The organism is Endothiovibrio diazotrophicus, from assembly GCF_054657215.1.
Genome location: NZ_BAAHXB010000056.1, coordinates 17,383 through 35,948, shown reverse-complemented (window position 1 = coordinate 35,948; position 18,566 = coordinate 17,383). Strand labels below are relative to the sequence as shown.

The following is an 18,566-nucleotide window of genomic DNA, read 5'->3' as shown; positions in this document are numbered from 1 at the left end:
AGTCGAAGGTCCAGCGCAGCGCCGCCTCTTCGACGGTGGCGCCGCCGGCATCGAGCACCGTCACCCCCGCGGGCAGCGCCACGGTGGCGGCGCCGGGGGTGGCGATCCCCTGGTTGATCAGGGTCAGGCGCACCGCCAACGGGCCGCCGGCCCGCGTCGCGGGCTGCGGGTCCACCTCGCCCAGCGCGCCGAGCAGCAGCGCCCCGAGGGCCTCGCCACCCGCCCCGCCGGCGGCGGCCTCGGCGAGCAGGTCGAAGCCGAGATGCACCGCCTCGCCGGCCCCAAAGGGATGGTGGGTGACGGCGGGCTCGCCATCGGGGGTGAAACCGGCCAGCGGCAGGGCGCCGGCGAGTTCCACCCGCGCACCGGGGCGGGGGGCGGTGAAGGGGATCGCCGTGCCGCCGGCCGGTTGCAGGCCGGAGGCCGCGAGGGTACCGCGGAAGGCGATGCCCAGTGCCTCGTCGAGCCGCGCGTTGCGCTGGTCGTGGTCGCCGCCCACCACCAGCCCGTCGCCGGCGCGCACCGCCTCGCGCAGCACTCGCTGGGCGTCCACGTCGAGGTGGATCTGTTCGGCGTGGAGCAGGTAGAGGCCGTAACCGCCGCTGCGCTGTTCGCGGACGAAGGCTTCGTTGGAGGTAACGATGGTGTAGGACCAGCCGGCCTCGCGCAGTTTCGCCTCCAGCCAGGCGCGCTGGGCGGGCAGGTCGGCCGCCTCGGCGCTGCCGTGGGGGTCGCGCCCGCCGGGGGCGGCGGCGCCGGCCGGGTCGTCGAGCAGCACCAGCAGGCGGCCGCGGGGGGCGGCCTCGAGGCTGGCGTCGATGACGATCGGCGGCGGGTCCAGCTCGAACAGCGCGGCGTCGAGGGTCCGCCAGCCCACTACCGGAGTGGTCGCGGCCTGGAGGACGCAGACGTAGCGGCCGGGCGTGAAGCCCGCGGTGTCGAAGACGAGGGTGTGGCTCGCCTCGCCGTGGGCGTCGAGGGCGCGGCTGAAGGGCTCGATCAGGTGCTCCTCGAGCACGTCGACCCGGCCAACGGCGATGCGGTAGAGCCCCTCGCCGAGGGCCTGGCCGGAGGTGTTGCTCAGCCGTCCCAAACACTGCTGGGACTGACCGGCGTACAGGGTATTGGCAGCCACCTCCAGGGTTCCGGCCACCGCCGCGAAGGGGTCGAGGCGCACCTCGAAAGTCTGATCGGCGACCGCCAGCAGGCGGTCGCCGGGCGCCTCGGTCAAGGTCGCTACGAGCCGGTAGTTCCCCTGCAACGCCCCCGCCAGGGGCAGTTCGGTGCGCTCGGGGTGGGTTCCGCCCTGCACCAGTTGGCCGGATTCGATCCACCGCTCGAACACCTGGGCGCCACCGGGATCCAGCGCGCGGAGGTGGAGCCGGGTTCCCTCGATCAGGGTGGCGGCGGTGAGGTTGCGCAGCAACGCCTCGATCCGAACCACATCATCGACGTGGTAGAGGGGGCGGTCGGTGGAGAGACGCAGGTCCGCCTCGGCCCCGACGCCATCGGGGTGGCGGATCTCGATCACCCCTTCGGCCGTTGCGAGCGGCTCGCCGGCGGCGTTGCTCAGTTCGGCGCGCACCGGGTAGAGCCCGGCCAGCACCCCGGCACTGTCCCACGTCTCGCCGAGCGGACTCCGGGCGCCGGGCGCCAGCGCGGTGAGCGTTTGCGGGGCGAAGCGGGTCACCTCCGTCCCATTTGCATCCGTGATCCACAGGGTCACCCGGTAGTCCGCGGTGATCGAGCCGTCGTTCCGCACCTCCAGCGTCAATGGGACCACCTCTCCCGGCGCGTAGGCACGCTGCGAGACGGCCAGGGTGAGGGCGCCATGACGCGCCGCGAGGCCGGCTACCGTGAGGGTGGCGCGGTTGTTTTCCTCGTTGCACTCGGTAACGCTGCGGTCGGCATCCACCTCGGCCACCAGATCGATACTCCAGGGCTGTACCGGAGTGGTTCAACAACTCCAGACGTATATCGCCGCTGGAGCCGTCATATACGCGAAAGGCGCGTTCGTCGGCGTACAACACCTCGGAGCGCCCGTCGGAATCGAAATCGAACAACGAAGAGCCGGTCACCGCGGAGCTGAAATCCCGGGTCGGCGAGGACCATTTGACGGTGCCGTCGGTTTCGAACACGGTATAGGCACCCGCCCCGGCGACACCGATCTCCGGTTCCCCGTCGCCATCGAAGTCCGCCACCGTCGGCGCCCCTCCCTGGCCCCCGCCGGGAAGCCACCGGGGCCCCCACAACGTCTCGCCGGAGTGCTCCAGCAAGTAGACCCGCCCCGCGGAAACCACCACCACCTCCGCCTCCGGGTCGTCGTCAAAATTGCCGACGGCATTCATCCCGTCCGCCGGGAGGTCACCCCGGTGCCAAATCACTTCCCCCCGAGAGTTGTAGAGGGTCCTTCCCGCAATCACCTCCATGTCGCCGTGCAGATCGATGTCCGCCGCGATCGATACATAGCCATACCCCCCGTTCCACGCCGATCCGTTGTCCTTCTCGCCCGACCATTTCAGCATTCCGTCGGCGGTGTAGACGTTGTGACCGTGGATGACCTCAGGAATGCCGTCGTGATCGAGGTCGGCGATCGAGACACCATCGGAGACCCCGCCCCACCTCAGCGTATCGGTCATGCCGGTATTGACGCTCCATTTGAGCGCGCCATCGTGTTCCAGCGCCAACAGCTTCTCTCGCGTCTTGCTGACAGCGATGACTTCAACCACCCCGTCTCCATCGATATCGCCAAGGGCCGCACTTCCGGAGCCGGCGATGTCCAGATCCCATCGGCTCCAAAGTGTCGAGCCGTCATCGCCGCTGATCGCGACCAGACTCGTGACGAGGGCCCACGGCGGGGAGGAGTCGTGGGCGGCGACGACCACATCGGGCGTATCGAGATGGTCGATCCGACCATCTCCGTTGTCGTCGCTCAACTGACCCACCACGGCCGGCCCGTAAGCGCGCGAAATCTCCGGCCGTTCGGAAGCGCCGTGCCATCCACCCACACCACCGCCGCATCGGGCCGCAGCAGCGGCGCCGGCGCGGTGGCGACGTTGTTCTGCTCGTTGCACTCCGGCAGCGTATCGGCAAGATCGGCGACGGCGTAGAGTTCGACATCCGCGAGCAGTTCACCGAAGCCGTCGAAACGCAGGTCAAAGAAACCGCCGGAGACGATCTCGGGGATGGGGACGCTCCCGAGCAGGCGACCGCCGGCCGCCGGATCCCCCTCGTAAAAAGAGACGTCAACCCCGGCGGGAGTAACGACCGCCCCCCCGTTGCCGACACGCACGCGCAACTGGGGCGGCGTATCTCCGCGGGCGGGCAGGTAGCGGAGCAGCGAGAGCGCGAGATCGGCAACCGCCCCGCCAGCGACCCGGCATTGGGAGGCGGACGTCACCACGTTGTTCCCCTCCACCCCCTCGGCGATCCGATCGTCGGCATCCACCATGAAATGGAGTGGGGCACCCCGGAACGGGAGCGCGCCGGCAAGCGCCATCTCCACCTCCTGCCGGGCACCCGCGGCCAGGACACCGACCGCGGTCTCGCCAAACAGGTCGTCCGCCTGCTCGCGATAGCGGCCGTCGGCATCGTTGTCGTAGAAGGCGAGCAGCCGCACCGGACCGCCGGTGGAAAGCATTCCGTGATTGCTCACCGTCACGCCCACCCGCCCCTCCACGGAGAGGGTACCTGGATCGGCGTCGAGCGTGCCGCTGGAGAGGGCGTCGATGGCCAGGTCGGGCAGCGGCTCGCCGTCCCGGTAGAGCGCGAGACGCCCCAACTCCGAAACGGCCCCCAGGGCCAGACGGACGAGTTGGCGGCGCCTCTGATAGGTCTCCGAGGTGTATTCGAGCCATACCTCCCCGCTGGCGACCCCGCTGATCAGGTAGCGGCCATCGCTCGCGGTGAGCACGCTGAGCGGCGCCCCGCCGGCATCGGCGGTCACGGTCGCGCCGGCCAGCGGCGAGCCACTCTCGCCATCGACCACCACGCCGGTGGCGGCGTAGCCGGTCAACGCCACGCTGGAGTCGGCGGGAGGGAGCGGGACGGTGACCCGCATCGTGCCGAATCCGGCCGCGGAGACCACCGCCTGCGCGGAGCGGTAACCATCGGCGGCGACACTCAGGGTCGCCCGGGTAGTGCTCAGGCCGGCGAGAACGAACCGCCCCCGAGCGTCGCTGGTGGACGTCACACCACCGTCGATCACCGCCACCGAGGCGCCGGCCACCGCGCGCCCGTCGACCGCATCGACGACCTCGCCTTCGAGATCCAGGTGATCCGGAACCACGCCCTGCGCGAGGGGGAAGAGTTGGATCTCGCCCATCTCGCCCACGGCGGCGGGCGAAAGATTCAGCGCGATCACCACCCCCTGGTAGCCGTCGGCCTCGAGCGTCGCGCGGTAGTCGCCGCGGGTGACACCGGCCAGGGTGAAACGCCCTTGCGCGTCGCTCCGCGCCGTAGCCCCACCGTCGAGACGAAGCCAGGCACCGGCAACCGGGACGCCGCTGGCGCCGTCGACGGCGACGCCACGAAGGGTGAGCGGCGTGTCGTCGAAATAGCCTTCCGTACTCAACCGGGCGGTGGCGAGGAGAACCTCTCCGGCGGCGATATCCAAACCGCCTCCGAGCGCCGCGTAGCCCGCCGTGGAAAAGAGCAGCCGGTAGTGCCCCGCGGGGAGTGCCGCCAATTCGAATGCGCCGTCCTCAGCGGTGGTGACGCGCCATTCGGCATCCCCCTGGAGGAGCACCGATACCCCGGAAAGGGCGGCGCCATCGGCGGCGGCGACCACCCGCCCGTGCAACGAACCGAGATCCTCGCGCGGGAGCAGGGTGAAGTCGCCCAGGGGGGTGGCCTGCCCCTCGGTCAGCTCGACGACTTCGCTGCGCGACTGATATCCGATCTTGACGAGTTCGAGGGTATAACGGCCAGCGACGATCCCCGAAAGATCGAACCGCCCCTCGGCATCGGTGGAAACGGTAGCGTCGGCGACCTCCTTGAAGCGCACCGTGGCACCGACCAGCGGCCCGGCGCCGGCCGCGCCGAGCAGGCGCCCGAAGATCGACGCGGTGCCGCCGTTGGAGGTACTCGCGGCAACCTGCGCGTCGTAGAGACGGATCAGACGAAGTGCCAGGGCGGTGAGATAGACCTGCTCCTGCCAGCTCCCATCGGCATCTTGGGCGGTGCGCAGGCGGCGAATCTGCGCATCCAGCGGCGCGGGGTCGGGAAGATTGGGCAGCAAGGCGAGCATGACCACGGTGCGGTCGAGCAGGGAGCTCTGTGCGCCATCGGTGTCCAGCCACGCCAACAGGAGACTCTCAGCGCCGCGCAACGCCTCGCCGACCGCGGCCGAGCGGCCACGAATCGGAGTGAGCGCCGCCATCACCCGCGCGGAGACATAAGGGTTCGCGCGCCCCACACCACCGTCGCCCCATCCGCCACCGACGGCCTGGCGATCGATCAGGAACCGAACCGCATCCCAGGCAGCGGCGCTCTGCTGCCCACCGGCAGCGAAAAGCGCCTCCAGGGCATCGGCGGTATCGAGCAGCGTGCTGTCGAAACCGGATTGTTCACCGAAGCCGAAATCGCGCCCCTGCGCGGCATTCAGCCGTTCCACCTCCGCGGGGCCGGCGGCCCCGGCGCGCAGCACACGACGTAAGGGCCCGCGAAACGCAAATTGGCGCGAATGTCTTACGACAATGCAATCCATACGACATGCACCTTCGGAACGGACGCGCAATTGTTCGAGCAACAAATCAATTGGTCTGCACGTGTATAAGCCTATCCTCCCTCCCGCCCTCCGTTCCCCATCTCGCCCTTCGTGTTATAAAGCACCGTTCGTTCGAAGTGCTCCACGCAAACGCATAACCCCGACGAAAATCGCCCCAGCCCCCCGCCCTATCACTTCCCCGTGTTTAACCCGACTCTATGAAAAGCACCTCAATTCGCACCGTCCTGTTCGATCTGGACGGCACGCTGGCCGATACCGCCCCCGATCTGGTGGTGGCGCTCAACACCCTGCGCACCGAGGAGGGGGAGCCGCCGCTCCCCTTCGAGGCGATCCGCCCCCACGTCTCCCACGGTTCCCAGGCGCTGCTGCGCTTCGGTTTCGGCCTCGACGACAATGACCCCCGTTTCCCCCCGCTCCAGCAGCGGCTGCTCGACTACTACCGCGCCCACGTCTGCGACCACACCACCCTCTTTCCGGGGATGGGCGAGCTGCTGGAGGAGATCGAGCGGCGCGGCCTCAACTGGGGGGTGGTGACCAACAAGCCGGCGCGCTTCACCGATCCGCTGATGGAGGCCCTGGGACTCGCCGGACGGGCCGCCTGCATCGTCAGCGGCGACACCACCGGCAGAGCCAAGCCTCACCCGGAGCCGATGCTCCACGCCTGCCGCTTGGCGGGCAGCGAGGCGGCGCAATGTCTCTACCTGGGAGACGCCCGGCGCGACATCGAAGCTGGAGAGAACGCCGGCATGACGACGCTGGTGGCGCTGTTCGGCTATCTCGGCGAGGAGGACCACCCCGAGCAGTGGAACGCCGACGGCATGATCCACACCCCCCTCGACACCCTCGCTTGGCTCTGATCCGGCGCCCTGGAAGGAGACGCAGAGAACGCGGAGACGCAGAGTTCGCAAAGAAGAGGGATGAGTTCCCCATTTCCCCGAAACAAGATGCGACGAGCACGAAAAAGGGCCGCAACCGCGGCCCTTTCCAATTTCTTCAATCTCTTCTTTGCGTTCTCTGCGTCTCTGCGCCCTCCGCGTTATCAATGACGTCCCCAGCCCGAGCTACCCGTCGGAATGGCCGCGGGTGAGGGCCTTGACAACCGACTTGGAGAGCTCTTCAGGGACGAACTTGGTCAGGATGTCGTCGGCCCCTGCCAATTTGGCACGATCGGCGTTGATCGCGCCGTTGAGCGAGGTGTGGAGCAGGATATAGAGGTGGCGCAGCGCGGGGGTCTTGCGGATCTCGCGGGTGAGGGTGTAACCATCCATCTCCGGCATCTCGATATCGGAGATCACCATCTCCACCGTGGCCTGGTTCCCCTCGTCTTCCCCCATGAGCAGTTCCAACGCCTCCTTGCCGTCACGGGCTACCAGATACTCCACCCCGAGGTGATCGAGGGTCTGGGCGGTCTGATGACGAGCCATGGAGGAGTCGTCCACCAGCAGCACCTTGCGCCCCCCCACCTTCTCGGCACCCGGCACGTCGGCGACGAACGACGCCACCTCCTCCGGAGGCTGAATCACCTCGCCGAGGATCCGCTCCACGTCGAGGATCTCCACCAGCTCCTTCTCCAGCTCGGCGACGCCGGTGATGTAGCTGCCACGGGCGCTGCCGGCCGGCGGCGGAAAGATCTTCTGCCAATCACACACCACGATCCGATCCACCCGACGCACCAGGAATCCCTGGATGCGGCGGTTGAATTCGGTGACGATCACCGCTCCATCACAAGGCCCCGAGTCCGAGGAGACGTAGGCGATACTGCCGATCGCGGCGGAGAGGTCGACCACGGTCAGCGCCTCACCGCGCAGCTGGGCCACCCCGACCACCGCCGGATGGGACTGGGGGACATGGGTAAAGGCGGGACACGGGATCACCTCCTTCACCTTGAGTACGTTGATGCCGAAACGCTGGCGGCCGGTGAGCTGAAAGAGCAGCAGATCGAGCCGATTGTCATTCTGGGTATAGTCCGCGTTGGCGTCCATCGATGGCGATTCTCCGGGGGGGGGGCACGGCCGACTCAGTAAGTCAGCGTCTGAAGGTAGTCGCGGAACTCCTCACCCAGCTTCGGGTGCTTCAGGGCATACTCCACGTTGGCCTGGAGAAAGCCGAGCTTGGTCCCGCAATCGTAGCGCTTCCCTGCAAAGGAATAGGCCATTACCCCCTCCTCTTCCAGCAACCGGGCGATGGCGTCGGTCAGCTGGATCTCCCCTCCCGATCCGGGGGTGGTCTCCTCCAGCAACTGGAAGATCCGCGGAGTGAGCAGGTAACGGCCGACCACCCCCATGGTGGAGGGCGCGTCCGCCGGGGCCGGCTTTTCGACGATCCCCTTCATCCGCGCCAATCGCCCCCGGGGACGCTCGGCATCGACGATGCCGTATTTGTCGGTATCCTCGTGGGCCACCGCCTCCACCGCCACCAGGCTGTTCCCCTGCTCGGCGAAGATCGCCGCCATCTGCGCCAGGCAGGGGGTTTCCCCGCCGTCGATCAGGTCGTCCGGCAGGATGATGCCGAAGGGGTCGTCACCCACCACATGCTTCGCGCAGAGCACCGCGTGGCCGAGACCGAGGGCCTGGGGCTGGCGGACGAAGACGCAGGACACATCCTCCGGCAACACCTCGTTGACCATCTTCAGCAACTCGTCCTTGCCGCTCTTGGCCAGTTCGCTCTGCAGCTCGTAGTTGGCATCGAAATGATCCTCGATCTCCTGCTTCCCCGAGCGTGTGATGAAGATCAGCTCCTTGGCTCCCGCCGCCACCGCCTCTTCGGCCGCGTACTGGATCAGCGGTCGGTCGACCACCGGCAGCATCTCCTTGGGAACCGCCTTGGTGGCCGGCAGGAAACGGGTCCCGAGTCCCGCCACCGGAAACACCACTTTACGAATATTGTTGGTCACCCTCTCCCCCTGACGTGATGGATCCGAGGCAAATCCGCCGGATCATCCCATTGAAACATGACATGTAACCGAATCACTAGACGTCTTCCTCATCACCGAGCCGGCGCGCCTCCTCCTCGAGCATCACCGGGATGTCGTCCTTGATCGGATAGGCGAGCCGGTCGGCCTTGCAGATCAGTTCCCGGGCCTCGCGACGGTAGACCAACGGCCCCTTGCAGACGGGGCAGACCAGGATGTCGAGCAGTTTCTTATCCACGGGGACTCCTATTGAGAAGCGTGAGCAGACGAAGGCGGAAGGCCTCGTCGAAACGGGCGGTCACCGGCACGTACCAGTGACGATTCGCGGCATGGCGGCGGTATTTTACCCCATCCTTCTCGGTCATCAGCACCGCCCGCGAATCGCCGAACTCCAGCTCCCGCGCGGCGAAGGCGTGATGATCGGGAAACGGGTGGCACTCCGCCACCACGCCATAGCGGGCCAGCTCGGCGAAGAAACGCGGCGGATGGCCGATCCCGGCGACGGCGTGGACCGCTTCGCCGCGGAAGGTCTCCAGCGGCCGGCGCAGGGTCTCGTCGAGCAGATTGACCACCTCCGCCACCACCAGTTCCATGGCGAACTCACCGTCGCGGGAGGCGCCGTTGGCGACCACCAGATCGGCCTGCCGCAGCCGCCCGGGCGGTTCGCGCAGCGGCCCCGCCGGCAGCAGGCGCCCATTGCCGAAGCGGCGCGCCCCGTCCACCACCACGATCTCGATGTCCCGCGCCAGGGCGTAGTGCTGCAGGCCGTCGTCGCTGACCACCACGTCGACCGCAAAACGCTCGCGTAGGAGGCGGGCGGCCGCCACCCGGTCGGCCCCTGCCGCCACCGGACAGCCACAGCGGCGCGCCAGCAGCACCGTCTCGTCGCCGACCCGATAGGGATCGCTGTCGGGCCCCACCTCCCGGGGCAACCGCTCCGCCTTGCCGCCGTAACCGCGGCTCACCACCCCCGGCCGATACCCCTCCTCGCGCAGCAGCCGCACCAGCGCCTCGGTGAGCGGGGTCTTGCCGCTACCGCCGACGGTGAGGTTGCCGACGACGATCACCGGCACCCCGATCCGGTGGGCCTTGAACAGACGGACGCGATAGGCAAGGCGGCGCGCCGCCGCGATCGCCGCGAACAGCCAGGAGGGGGGGATCAGCACCCAGGCGAAGGGGTGCCCTCGATACCAGCAGCGTTCGAGAAAACCCGCGATCACGGCTCTCCCGTGCTCTTGGTGGTCAGCGAGATGGCACTGATCCCCAACTGGCCGGCGGCATCCATGGCGCGGATCACCGCCTGATAGGGCGCCTCGGCGTCGGCACTGATCACCAGCGGCCGCTCCGCGGCCTTCTCCCCGGCCACCGCGCGCAACGCATCGCGCAGGGTCTCCAGCTCGCGGTTGACCACCTCCTGCTCGCCGATGAAGTAGCGCCCTTCGCGATTGATCACCAGCTCCAGGGTATCGTCGCGCCGCTCCGCCGGCTCGGCACTCGCCTCGGGCAGCTGGATCGACATCTCCGCCTCGCGGTTGAAGGTGGTGGAGATCATGAAGAAGATCAGCATCAGGAAGACCACGTCGATCAACGGGGTCAGGTTGATCTCCGGCTCCTCGCGGCGCGGCGAGCGGAAATTCATGGCCGCTCCCCGGCGACCTCGGCGCTCACCTCGCGGACGCCCGCCTCACGTTCACCGTGCAGCACCTCCACCAGCTTCAACGCCTCCTGTTCCATCGCCACCACCAGCTCGTCGATGCGGCCGCGAAAATAGCGGTAGAACATCAGCGCCGGGATCCCCACGGTGAGGCCGGCGGCGGTGGTGATCAGCGCCTGGGAGATGCCGCCGGCCAGGGCACCCGGGTCGCCCACCCCGTGGGTGGTGATGGCGGAGAAGACCGAGATCATCCCCACCACGGTGCCGAGCAGGCCGAGCAGCGGGGTGATCGCGGCGATGGTACCGAGGGTGTTGAGGAAGCGCTCCAGCTCGTGCACCACGTGGCGACCGGTCTCCTCGATCGCCTCCTTCATGATCTCCCGCGGGTGCTCGCGGTTGATCAGCCCGGCGGCGAGCACCCGCCCCATCGGGGAACCGGCGCGTAGCTCACGGATCCGCGCCATGTCGAGCTGATTCCCCTTGGCCCACTGCCACACCTGCATGGAGAGCCCCTTCGGCACCACCCGCTGGGTGCGCAACATCCAGAAACGCTCGATGACGATCGCCAACGCCGCCACCGAACAGGCCACGATCGGCGCCATCAGCCAGCCGCCCGCCTTGAGGATTTCGAACACCGCTCTCTCCGCTACGCCAGTCACCAAAGTAGCGAATCATAACGGAATTCACTCCCCCGCCGAAGGGGCGCTCCAGAATTTCCTCCGCGCCTCGCGCCATCCCGGCGGGGGAGGCGCCTGCGGCCCCGGCTCGAAGATCAGCGCCCCGCGCACGGAGCTCAGCAGGATCTCGCTCCCCCGCTCGCGGTAGCGCTCGACCACCGCCGGACGGGGAAACCCGAAGCGATTGCGGTAGCCGACCGAGAACAGCGCGTAGCGCGGCGCCACCTGTTCGATGAAGGCGGCGGTGGAGGAGGTGGCGCTACCGTGGTGGGGCACCTGCAACAGATCGCTGTGCAGAGAACGTCCCCAACGGGAGAGCAGTTGCCGCTCCCCCGCCGCCTCCAGGTCGCCGGTGAGCAGCAGGCTGCCCCATGCGCCGCGCACCTGGAGCACGCAGGACCCGTCGTTGTCCCGCGGCGATACCCCGGTCGGTGGATGGAGGACGCGGAAGGTCACCCCGTCCCACCGCCACCGCTCCCCCGCGACACAGCGCCGCCCGGCCCGCCGGTCGCCGCCGATCACGCTGGCCACCGGCAGCGCCTGCAACAGCGAGGCGACCCCGCCGGCGTGGTCGGCGGCGGCGTGGCTCACCACCAGCCGATCCACCCGCCCGACGCCGCGGCTGCGCAGGTAGGGCACCACCACCGCCCGGCCGGTATCGAAGCCGCCGGCATAGCGCGGCCCGGTGTCGTAGACCAGGGTGTGGCGGGCGGTCTCCACCACCACCGACAGCCCCTGTCCCACGTCCAGCATCGTCGCACGGAAGCGCCCCGCCTCGGGACGCGGCGGCGCGAAGGCGAGCAGCGGCAGCAGCAGCAGCGCGCCGAAACCACGCAGCGGCACCCCGCGGGGCGCCACCAGCAGCGCCGCCCCCAGTGCCGCCAGCACCAACGGCAACGGCTCCGGCGAAGCCATCCGCCACGCCGCCGCCGGCTGCGCCGCCAACCACTCCAGCAGCGGCCACAGCTCACCGAAGGCGTGGTCGGCGAGGTGCAGCAGCAACTGCCCCCCCCGTTCCCAAAGCGGCAGCAGCAGCGCCCCCGTCAGCGCCGGCGGCACCACCGCGACGCTGACCCACGGCACCGCCAGCAGGTTGGCCAGCGGCGCCGCCAGCGACAACTGGCCGAACCACAGCAGCAGCAGCGGCGCCAACCCGACGAAGATCAGCCACTGGGCCCTTCCCCACTTCCGCCACGGAGAGGCGCGCCCACCCTCCCCCCCGCCGCCGATGCCGAGACCGAACAGCAGCACCGCCACCGCCATGAAGGAGAGCCAGAAGCCCGGCGCCAGCACTGCCGGCGGGTCGACCAGCAACACCGCCCCCAGGGCGAGCGCCAATCCCCGCGACGGGGCGACCCGGCGCCGCGCGATCAGCGCCACCATCACCACCGCCACCATCACCAGCGCCCGCCGGGTGGGGATCGAGAACCCCGCCAGGGCGGCATAGCCGCAGGCCGCCGCCAGCGCCACCCACGCCCCGGCGAGCGGCGCCGGCAGGCGCAGCGAGGTCCACGCCGAGCGCGACCAGAGCCAGCGCCCGAGCAGAAAGGCGAATCCCGCCACCAGACCGATGTGCAGCCCGGAAATGGCGATCAGGTGACTGGTGCCGGTGGCGGTGAAGACCTCCCAGGTGGGCCGTTCGATGCCCCCGCGATAGCCCACGGCAAGGGCCGCAAGCACGGCGCGCCGCCCACCCCCGCCCCCCCCTTCGATCCCCTCCGCCAACCGCTGGCGGAAGGCATCGAGCGACCACCAGGGGGCCGCCGACAGCCGCCGGTTGTCCCCGTCGCGAACGTAACCGGTGGCCCCGATCCCCTGCTGGAACAACCACCCCTCGTAGTCGAAACCGCCCGGATTGCTCAGGCCGCGGGGGGACTTCAGCCGCAACCGCAATCGCCACCGTTCGCCCGCCCGCGGGGCGTCGGCGGCATCGAACCATGAGATCCGCGTGCGTAGCGGCGCGACCTCCTCGCCATCCAGCGCGGCGACGTCGAAAACAAACCGTAACCGACGGCCGCTACGCTCCGGGATCGAGGCAACCCGCCCCTCGGCGACCACCCGGGCGCCGTCGAGGGCCGGATCGAGCCGCGCCTGGAGGGCGAAATGGGCGTGGAGCGAGGCCCACAGAAAGCCACCCAGCAGTGCCAGCGGCAGACGCAACGGCGGCCGACGGAAAGCCAAAGGAAGCAGCGGCAGCGCCGCCAGCCCCCAAAGAAGGTTGGGCAGTTCCGGCAGCCGGTATAGAATCAGCACCCCGACAAGAAAGGCGAGCGCCGCGGCCACTTCGTTCCTCCGTTGCGGCGCGCCGCGCCTTCAAGGTAGATCCCCATGCCGAAACAGTTGATCAAGCGCTTCATGCCGGATCGCGAGACGATCCGCAACCACAAGCACTTGAGGATCTTCGGCACCCTGCTCCACGACCCCAACCTGTTCCACCTCAACCGCCGCTCGGTGGCCGGCGCCTTCGCCGTCGGGCTGTTCAATGCCTTCGTACCGGTGCCCTTCCAGATGGTGCTGGCGGCGGCCGCGGCGATCCTCTTCCGGGTCAACCTGCCGATCTCGGTGGCGTTGGTCTGGCTCACCAACCCGGTCACCATGCCGCCGGTCTTCTACTTCGCCTACCGGGTGGGGGCGTGGACCCTCGGCCGGGATGTGAGCGGGGCGTTCCACTTCGAGCTGAGCTGGGAGTGGCTGGGCGGCGAACTGGCCGCCATCTGGCAGCCGTTCCTGCTCGGCTGCTTCATCTGCGGCGCGATCGCCGCCCTGGCCGGCTACGCGGCGATCCGGCTGGCCTGGCGCTACCACATCGTGCAGCGGCTGAAGGAGAAGCGGCAGCGGATCGCCGAGCGGCTCCACCGCCACCCGTGAACCGCCACGTCCGGACAAGATTTTCAACCGCAGATTAACGCAGATGGGCGCAGATTTAGAAGAGCAGTGCCGTAAGATGTGCCGAGGGACGAGGCGCACCACTCCGTAGAGGCTGGTGCGCCTCCTGTCGTCGGCACACCCTACGCCTGCCCTCGTTCGGCACGGCGCGCGCGGCGCGCCCTATAGGGCGGCCCGTGGCCGCCGTGCCGAACGGATCTCGCCCACCGACACGATTCCCACCATCCGTTCCGAATGCCACGTTTTCGAATCTGCGTCCATCTGCGTAAATCTGCGGTTGACTTCCGTATTCAATCCCCCGCCGACAGCACCCCGTCCTCGATCCGCCACACCCGCTCCATCCGCGCGGCCAGGGCGGTGTCGTGGGTCACCACCAGGAAGCTGGTCCCCTCCTCCCGGTTGAGTTCCCGCATCAGGGCGTAGACGTGCTCGGCGGTCTTGTGGTCGAGATTGCCGGTGGGCTCGTCGGCGAGCACGCAGCGCGGCCGGGTGACCAGGGCGCGGGCCAGCGCCGCCCGCTGCCGCTCGCCGCCGGAGAGTTCGCCCGGCTTGTGGGCCAGCCGATGGTCGAGCCCGACCCGGCCAAGCATCGCCTCCGCCCGCCGAAGCGCCTCGGCCCCGCGCTCGCCGCGGATCAGCAGCGGCATCGCCACGTTCTCCACCGCGGTGAACTCCGGCAACAGGTGATGGAACTGATAGACGAAGCCCAGCGCCTCGTTGCGCAGCCGCGAACGCTCCCGCTCCTTCATCCGCTGCAACGGCCGGCCGTTGACCCGCACCTCGCCGGCAGTGGGCTGGTCGAGACCGCCCAGCAGATGGAGCAGCGTGCTCTTGCCGGAGCCGGAGGCGCCGATGATCGCCGCCTGTTCCCCCGCGCCGAGGACGAAGTCGACCCCCTGCAGCACCGTCACCTCCAGCCCCCCCTCGCGGAAGCGCTTCTCCAGGCCGAGGCACTCGATCACCGGCTCACTCATAGCGCAACGCCTCCGCCGGCTGGGTGCGCGAGGCGCGCCATGCCGGATAGAGGGTGGAGAGCAGCGACAGCAGCAGCGAGATCGAGGTGATGCGCACCACGTCGTCCCAGTGCAGGTCGGAGGGGAGTTCGGAGATGTAGTAGATGTCCGCCGGCAGGAACTGGATACCGAAGGTGTGCTCGATCAGCGGCACCAGGGTCTCCACGTTGAGCGCCAGCGCCACCCCGCCGACGGCGCCGAGCAGCGTCCCTACCAGTCCGAGCACCGTGCCCAGCACGACGAAGATCGCCATCACCGAGCCGGGGGTGGCGCCGAGGGTGCGCAGGATGGCGATGTCGGCCTCCTTGTCGGTCACCGTCATCACCAGGGTGGAGACGATATTGAAGGCGGCCACCGCGATGATCAGGGTGAGGATGACGAACATCACCGTCTTCTCCGAAGCCACCGCGCGGAAATAGTTGGCGTGGCGCCGGGTCCAGTCGGTGACGCGCACCGCCTCGGGCAGCTCGTCGGCCAGCTGGCGGGCGATCCGTGGGGCGAGGAACAGGTCGTCGAGCTTCAGCCGCACCCCGCTCACCGCCCCGTCCATGCGCAGCAGCTTGTCGGCGTCCTGCATGTGGATCAGCACCAGGCCGCGGTCGTACTCGTACATCCCCACCTCGAAGATGCCGACCAGGGTGAAGCGCTTGAGCCGCGGGATGAAGCCGGCCGGGGTCATGTTGGCCTGGGGGGTGATCACCGTCACCTTGTCGCCGAGGGTCACCCCCAGATTGGTGGCCAGCTCCCGCCCCATCACCATGCCGAACTCGCCGGGGCGCAGATCCTCCATCCGCCCGGCGACCATCTTCCCGCCGACGTCGGAGACCGTCTCCTCCTGCTGCGGCACCACCCCGCGCAGCACCGTGCCGCTCACCTGCTTGTCGCGGCTGACCATCACCTCCTGGCTGATGTAGGGGGCGGCGCCCAGTACGTGGGGGTTCCGCTGCGCCTCTTCGGCCGCCTCGCGCCACCCCTCCAGGCGTCCCCGCCACCCCTCGACGGTGGCGTGGGCGGCCATGCCGAGGATGCGCGCGCGCACCTCCTTCTCGAAGCCGTTCATCACCGAGAGGACGGTGATCAAGGCGGTCACCCCGAGGGCGATGCCGAGCATGGAGCTGAGCGAGATGAAGGAGATGAAGTGGTTGCGCCGCTTGGCGCGGGTGTAGCGCAGACCGATATAGGCTTCGAGGGGGCGGAACATGGGGCCGGATTAAACCACAATCCGGTGACGAAAGCGCGCACGCGCCGTCCGCGATTCAACCGCGGTGCCCTCGTTCGACACGGCGCCCACGGGGCGCCCTATAGGGCGCCCCGTGGGCGCCGTGATGAACGAAACTGCCACGGAAAAAACCACTCCGCCTTCAAACCACCATCAAATGCCCACCCGTCTCGCCCTTAGGCAGGCAACGCACTGGTGATAGAATGCCGGGCTTTCGAAAACCTATAAGGAAATCGCCCACTTCGCGGCGGGTTTCCGGTGGAAACAGAACGATGAGCAACAGCGTAGACGTACGGGTACCCAACATCGGCGACTTCAAGGGCGTGGAGATCATCGAGGTGATGGTCGCCGCCGGCGACACGGTGGCGGCGGAGGCCTCCCTGATCACCCTGGAGAGCGACAAGGCAGCGATGGAGATCCCCTCGCCCCACGCCGGGACCGTGACCGAGGTGAAGGTGAAGGTGGGCGACAAGGTCTCCGAGGGCGATTTGATCGCGACCATGGCCCTCGCCGACGGCGCCGCGGCACCCGCGGTGGCCACGGCGGCGACGCCGGCGGCAGCCACCGACGAGAAGCCCGAGCCGGCCTCACCCCGCTCCGCCGCCAAGGGCGACCTCCACGCCGAGGTGGTGGTGCTCGGCGCCGGCCCCGGCGGCTACACCGCCGCCTTCCGCGCCGCCGACCTGGGGCGCAAGGTGGTGCTGATCGAACGCCACGCCACCCTCGGCGGGGTCTGTCTCAACGTCGGCTGCATCCCCTCCAAGGCGCTGCTCCATGTCGCCCAGGTGATCGACGAGACCCGCGGAATGGCCAAGCATGGGGTCACCTTCGGCGAGCCGAAGATCGACATCGACCAGCTGCGCAGCTTCAAGGAGGGGGTCATCGGCAAGCTCACCAAGGGGCTCGCCACCATCGCCAAGCAGCGCAAGGTGCAGGTGGTGCGCGGCTACGGCCGCTTCACCTCCGCCAACACCATCGCGGTGGAGGGTGAGGAGGGCACCACCACCGTCTCCTTCGACCACGCCATCATCGCCGCCGGCTCCAGCGCCATCGAACTGCCCGGCTTCCCCGGGGACCCGCGGATCATGGACTCCACCGGCGCGCTGGCCCTGGCCGACGTGCCGCAGCGGCTGCTGGTGATCGGCGGCGGCATCATCGGCCTGGAGATGGCCACCGTCTACGCCGCCCTCGGTTCGCGGATCACCGTGGTCGAACTCGGCGACCAGATCATCCCCGGCGCCGACCCCGACCTGGTGCGCCCCCTCTACCGGCGCATCGCCAAGCGCTACGGCAACATCTACCTGAAGTCCAAAGTGACCGGCATCGACGCCAACGAGGCGTGCCTGGTGGCTCACTTCGAGGGGGGCGACGCGCCGCCCACCCAGGAGTTCGACCGGGTGCTGGTGGCGGTGGGCCGCCGCCCCAACGGGCGGGCGATCGACGCCGAGGCCGCGGGGGTGCGGGTCAACGACAGCGGCTTCATCGACGTCGACAAGCAGCAGCGCACCAACGTTGCGCACATCTTCGCCATCGGCGACGTGGTCGGCCAGCCGATGCTCGCCCACAAGGCGACCCACGAGGGCAAGGTGGCCGCCGAGGCGGCGGCCGGCATGAAGAGCGCCTTCGACGCCCGGGTGATCCCCTCGGTGGCCTACACCGACCCGGAGGTGGCGTGGGTCGGCCTCACCGAGACCCAGGCCAAGGCGCAGGGGATCGACTATGGCAAGGGGGTCTTCCCGTGGGCCGCCAGCGGCCGCTCCCTCAGCCTGGGGCGCGACGAAGGGATGACCAAGTCGCTGTTCGACCCGGCCACCGGCCAGCTCCTCGGCGCCGCCATGGTCGGCCCCAACGCGGGCGAGCTGATCGCCGAGGCGGCGCTGGCCATCGAGCTGGGGGCGGACGCCGAGGACATCGGACTGACCATCCACCCCCACCCCACCCTCTCCGAGACCTTTGCCATGGCCGCGGAGGCGTACGAGGGGACGATCACCGATCTCTACATCCCGAAGAAGCGGGGGTGAGCGGTGCCCCCGTTTGACACGGCGCGCGCGGCGCGCCCTGGGAGCCTATCGGGCTATGGGGGATCGAGTCGCGGGAGCGGGAGGGCGGTGCCGGATTTTCGAAAGTCCGAGGAGAATAGTAAGCTATTTGACGAGGATTTTCGGAAAGCCGGTGCCGTCATCCCGCTTTCGCGGCCGATTCATCCATAGTCCGACAGGCTCCCATAGGGCGGCCTGCGGCCGCCGTGCCGAACGGAAAGCCTCCCGGACACGCCGCCCTCCGCCGTCACCGCCCCCCCCCTGTTGCCGCGGAAGCATCGGTATTTCACTAAAAAGTAATTTTCTTGGCCTGAAGGGCGGATATCCGAAAATATACCTACGAAAAACAAAAACCCCTTCCGGCAGGCCGAAAGGGGTTCATTTCAAGCAACTCGTCCAATCTCATTATTTGGTGGGTTGGAACGGAGCTCCCTTCACC

At 68.7% G+C, this 18,566-nt stretch carries 13 protein-coding genes and 2 pseudogenes; 3 read left to right on the top strand and 12 right to left on the bottom strand.

Annotated elements, in window-relative coordinates:
• From ACYQ2W_RS14480 to ACYQ2W_RS14470, 3 genes and pseudogenes are all read right to left on the bottom strand, one after another.
• A pseudogene (locus ACYQ2W_RS14480) lies at nt 1–1,924 on the bottom strand (hypothetical protein); the annotation flags it as partial.
• A gap of 253 nt (nt 1,925–2,177) precedes the next feature.
• Nucleotides 2,178–2,885, bottom strand: a pseudogene (locus tag ACYQ2W_RS14475) (FG-GAP repeat domain-containing protein); the annotation flags it as partial.
• Nucleotides 2,886–2,932: 47 nt separating this feature from the next.
• On the bottom strand, nt 2,933–5,614 hold the full coding sequence (locus ACYQ2W_RS14470) for a carboxypeptidase regulatory-like domain-containing protein (protein ID WP_459868476.1): 2,682 nt from the start codon (nt 5,612–5,614) through the stop codon (nt 2,933–2,935).
• Nucleotides 5,615–5,925: 311 nt separating this feature from the next.
• On the opposite strand from ACYQ2W_RS14470, the gene ACYQ2W_RS14465 reads away from it, so the two are divergent.
• Entirely contained in the window at nt 5,926–6,585 is a 660-nt protein-coding gene (locus tag ACYQ2W_RS14465) for an HAD family hydrolase (RefSeq protein WP_459868473.1), read from the top strand.
• Between the two features lie 204 nt (nt 6,586–6,789).
• On the opposite strand, the gene ACYQ2W_RS14460 is transcribed toward ACYQ2W_RS14465, so the two are convergent.
• The 7 genes from ACYQ2W_RS14460 to ACYQ2W_RS14430 all read right to left on the bottom strand — a co-directional run bounded on the left by ACYQ2W_RS14460 (nt 6,790) and on the right by ACYQ2W_RS14430 (nt 13,253).
• Nucleotides 6,790–7,710, bottom strand: a complete 921-nt coding sequence (locus ACYQ2W_RS14460; protein WP_459868470.1) for a chemotaxis protein — start codon at nt 7,708–7,710, stop codon at nt 6,790–6,792.
• A 35-nt stretch (nt 7,711–7,745) separates the two neighbouring features.
• Complete coding sequence (gene galU, locus ACYQ2W_RS14455; protein ID WP_459868467.1) at nt 7,746–8,621, bottom strand: UTP--glucose-1-phosphate uridylyltransferase GalU; 876 nt, start codon at nt 8,619–8,621, stop codon at nt 7,746–7,748.
• A 76-nt stretch (nt 8,622–8,697) separates the two neighbouring features.
• Nucleotides 8,698–8,877: a Trm112 family protein gene (locus ACYQ2W_RS14450; protein WP_459868464.1), complete on the bottom strand. Its 180-nt coding sequence runs from the start codon at nt 8,875–8,877 to the stop codon at nt 8,698–8,700.
• Nucleotides 8,870–9,859, bottom strand: coding sequence for a tetraacyldisaccharide 4'-kinase (gene lpxK, locus ACYQ2W_RS14445; protein WP_459868461.1), 990 nt, complete (start codon nt 9,857–9,859; stop codon nt 8,870–8,872). The genes ACYQ2W_RS14450 and lpxK overlap by 8 nt, the downstream gene beginning before the upstream one ends.
• Nucleotides 9,856–10,278, bottom strand: a complete 423-nt coding sequence (locus ACYQ2W_RS14440) for an ExbD/TolR family protein (RefSeq protein ID WP_459868458.1) — start codon at nt 10,276–10,278, stop codon at nt 9,856–9,858. The genes lpxK and ACYQ2W_RS14440 overlap by 4 nt, the downstream gene beginning before the upstream one ends.
• Complete coding sequence (locus ACYQ2W_RS14435) at nt 10,275–10,928, bottom strand: MotA/TolQ/ExbB proton channel family protein (RefSeq protein ID WP_459868455.1); 654 nt, start codon at nt 10,926–10,928, stop codon at nt 10,275–10,277. The genes ACYQ2W_RS14440 and ACYQ2W_RS14435 overlap by 4 nt, the downstream gene beginning before the upstream one ends.
• A 48-nt stretch (nt 10,929–10,976) precedes the next feature.
• Nucleotides 10,977–13,253, bottom strand: coding sequence for a DNA internalization-related competence protein ComEC/Rec2 (locus tag ACYQ2W_RS14430; protein ID WP_459868452.1), 2,277 nt, complete (start codon nt 13,251–13,253; stop codon nt 10,977–10,979).
• A 45-nt stretch (nt 13,254–13,298) separates the two neighbouring features.
• On the opposite strand from ACYQ2W_RS14430, the gene ACYQ2W_RS14425 reads away from it, so the two are divergent.
• A complete protein-coding gene (locus tag ACYQ2W_RS14425; RefSeq protein WP_459868449.1) occupies nt 13,299–13,838 on the top strand; it encodes a DUF2062 domain-containing protein in 540 nt (179 codons plus the stop codon).
• 308 nt (nt 13,839–14,146) lie between these two features.
• Here the strand turns inward: ACYQ2W_RS14425 and lolD are convergent, their stop codons facing one another.
• Nucleotides 14,147–14,830 (bottom strand): lipoprotein-releasing ABC transporter ATP-binding protein LolD, encoded by a 684-nt coding sequence (gene lolD / locus ACYQ2W_RS14420; RefSeq protein WP_459868446.1) that lies wholly within the window; start codon nt 14,828–14,830, stop codon nt 14,147–14,149.
• On the bottom strand, nt 14,823–16,070 hold the full coding sequence (locus ACYQ2W_RS14415) for a lipoprotein-releasing ABC transporter permease subunit (RefSeq protein ID WP_459868443.1): 1,248 nt from the start codon (nt 16,068–16,070) through the stop codon (nt 14,823–14,825). The genes lolD and ACYQ2W_RS14415 overlap by 8 nt, the downstream gene beginning before the upstream one ends.
• Before the next feature lie 290 nt (nt 16,071–16,360).
• On the opposite strand from ACYQ2W_RS14415, the gene lpdA reads away from it, so the two are divergent.
• Complete coding sequence (lpdA, locus tag ACYQ2W_RS14410; protein ID WP_459868440.1) at nt 16,361–18,109, top strand: dihydrolipoyl dehydrogenase; 1,749 nt, start codon at nt 16,361–16,363, stop codon at nt 18,107–18,109.
• The last annotated feature ends 457 nt before the right edge of the window (nt 18,110–18,566 follow it).

What these genes read in the sequence shown, in the direction of transcription:
- lolD (WP_459868446.1), bottom strand. Translation starts at nt 14,830, where the DNA reads ATGAGTGAGCCGGTGATCGAGTGCCTCGGCCTGGAGAAGCGCTTCCGC.
- ACYQ2W_RS14415 (WP_459868443.1), bottom strand. Translation starts at nt 16,070, where the DNA reads ATGTTCCGCCCCCTCGAAGCCTATATCGGTCTGCGCTACACCCGCGCC.
- lpdA (WP_459868440.1), top strand. Translation starts at nt 16,361, where the DNA reads ATGAGCAACAGCGTAGACGTACGGGTACCCAACATCGGCGACTTCAAG.
- ACYQ2W_RS14460 (WP_459868470.1), bottom strand. Translation starts at nt 7,710, where the DNA reads ATGGACGCCAACGCGGACTATACCCAGAATGACAATCGGCTCGATCTG.
- ACYQ2W_RS14465 (WP_459868473.1), top strand. Translation starts at nt 5,926, where the DNA reads ATGAAAAGCACCTCAATTCGCACCGTCCTGTTCGATCTGGACGGCACG.
- ACYQ2W_RS14425 (WP_459868449.1), top strand. Translation starts at nt 13,299, where the DNA reads ATGCCGAAACAGTTGATCAAGCGCTTCATGCCGGATCGCGAGACGATC.
- ACYQ2W_RS14440 (WP_459868458.1), bottom strand. Translation starts at nt 10,278, where the DNA reads ATGAATTTCCGCTCGCCGCGCCGCGAGGAGCCGGAGATCAACCTGACC.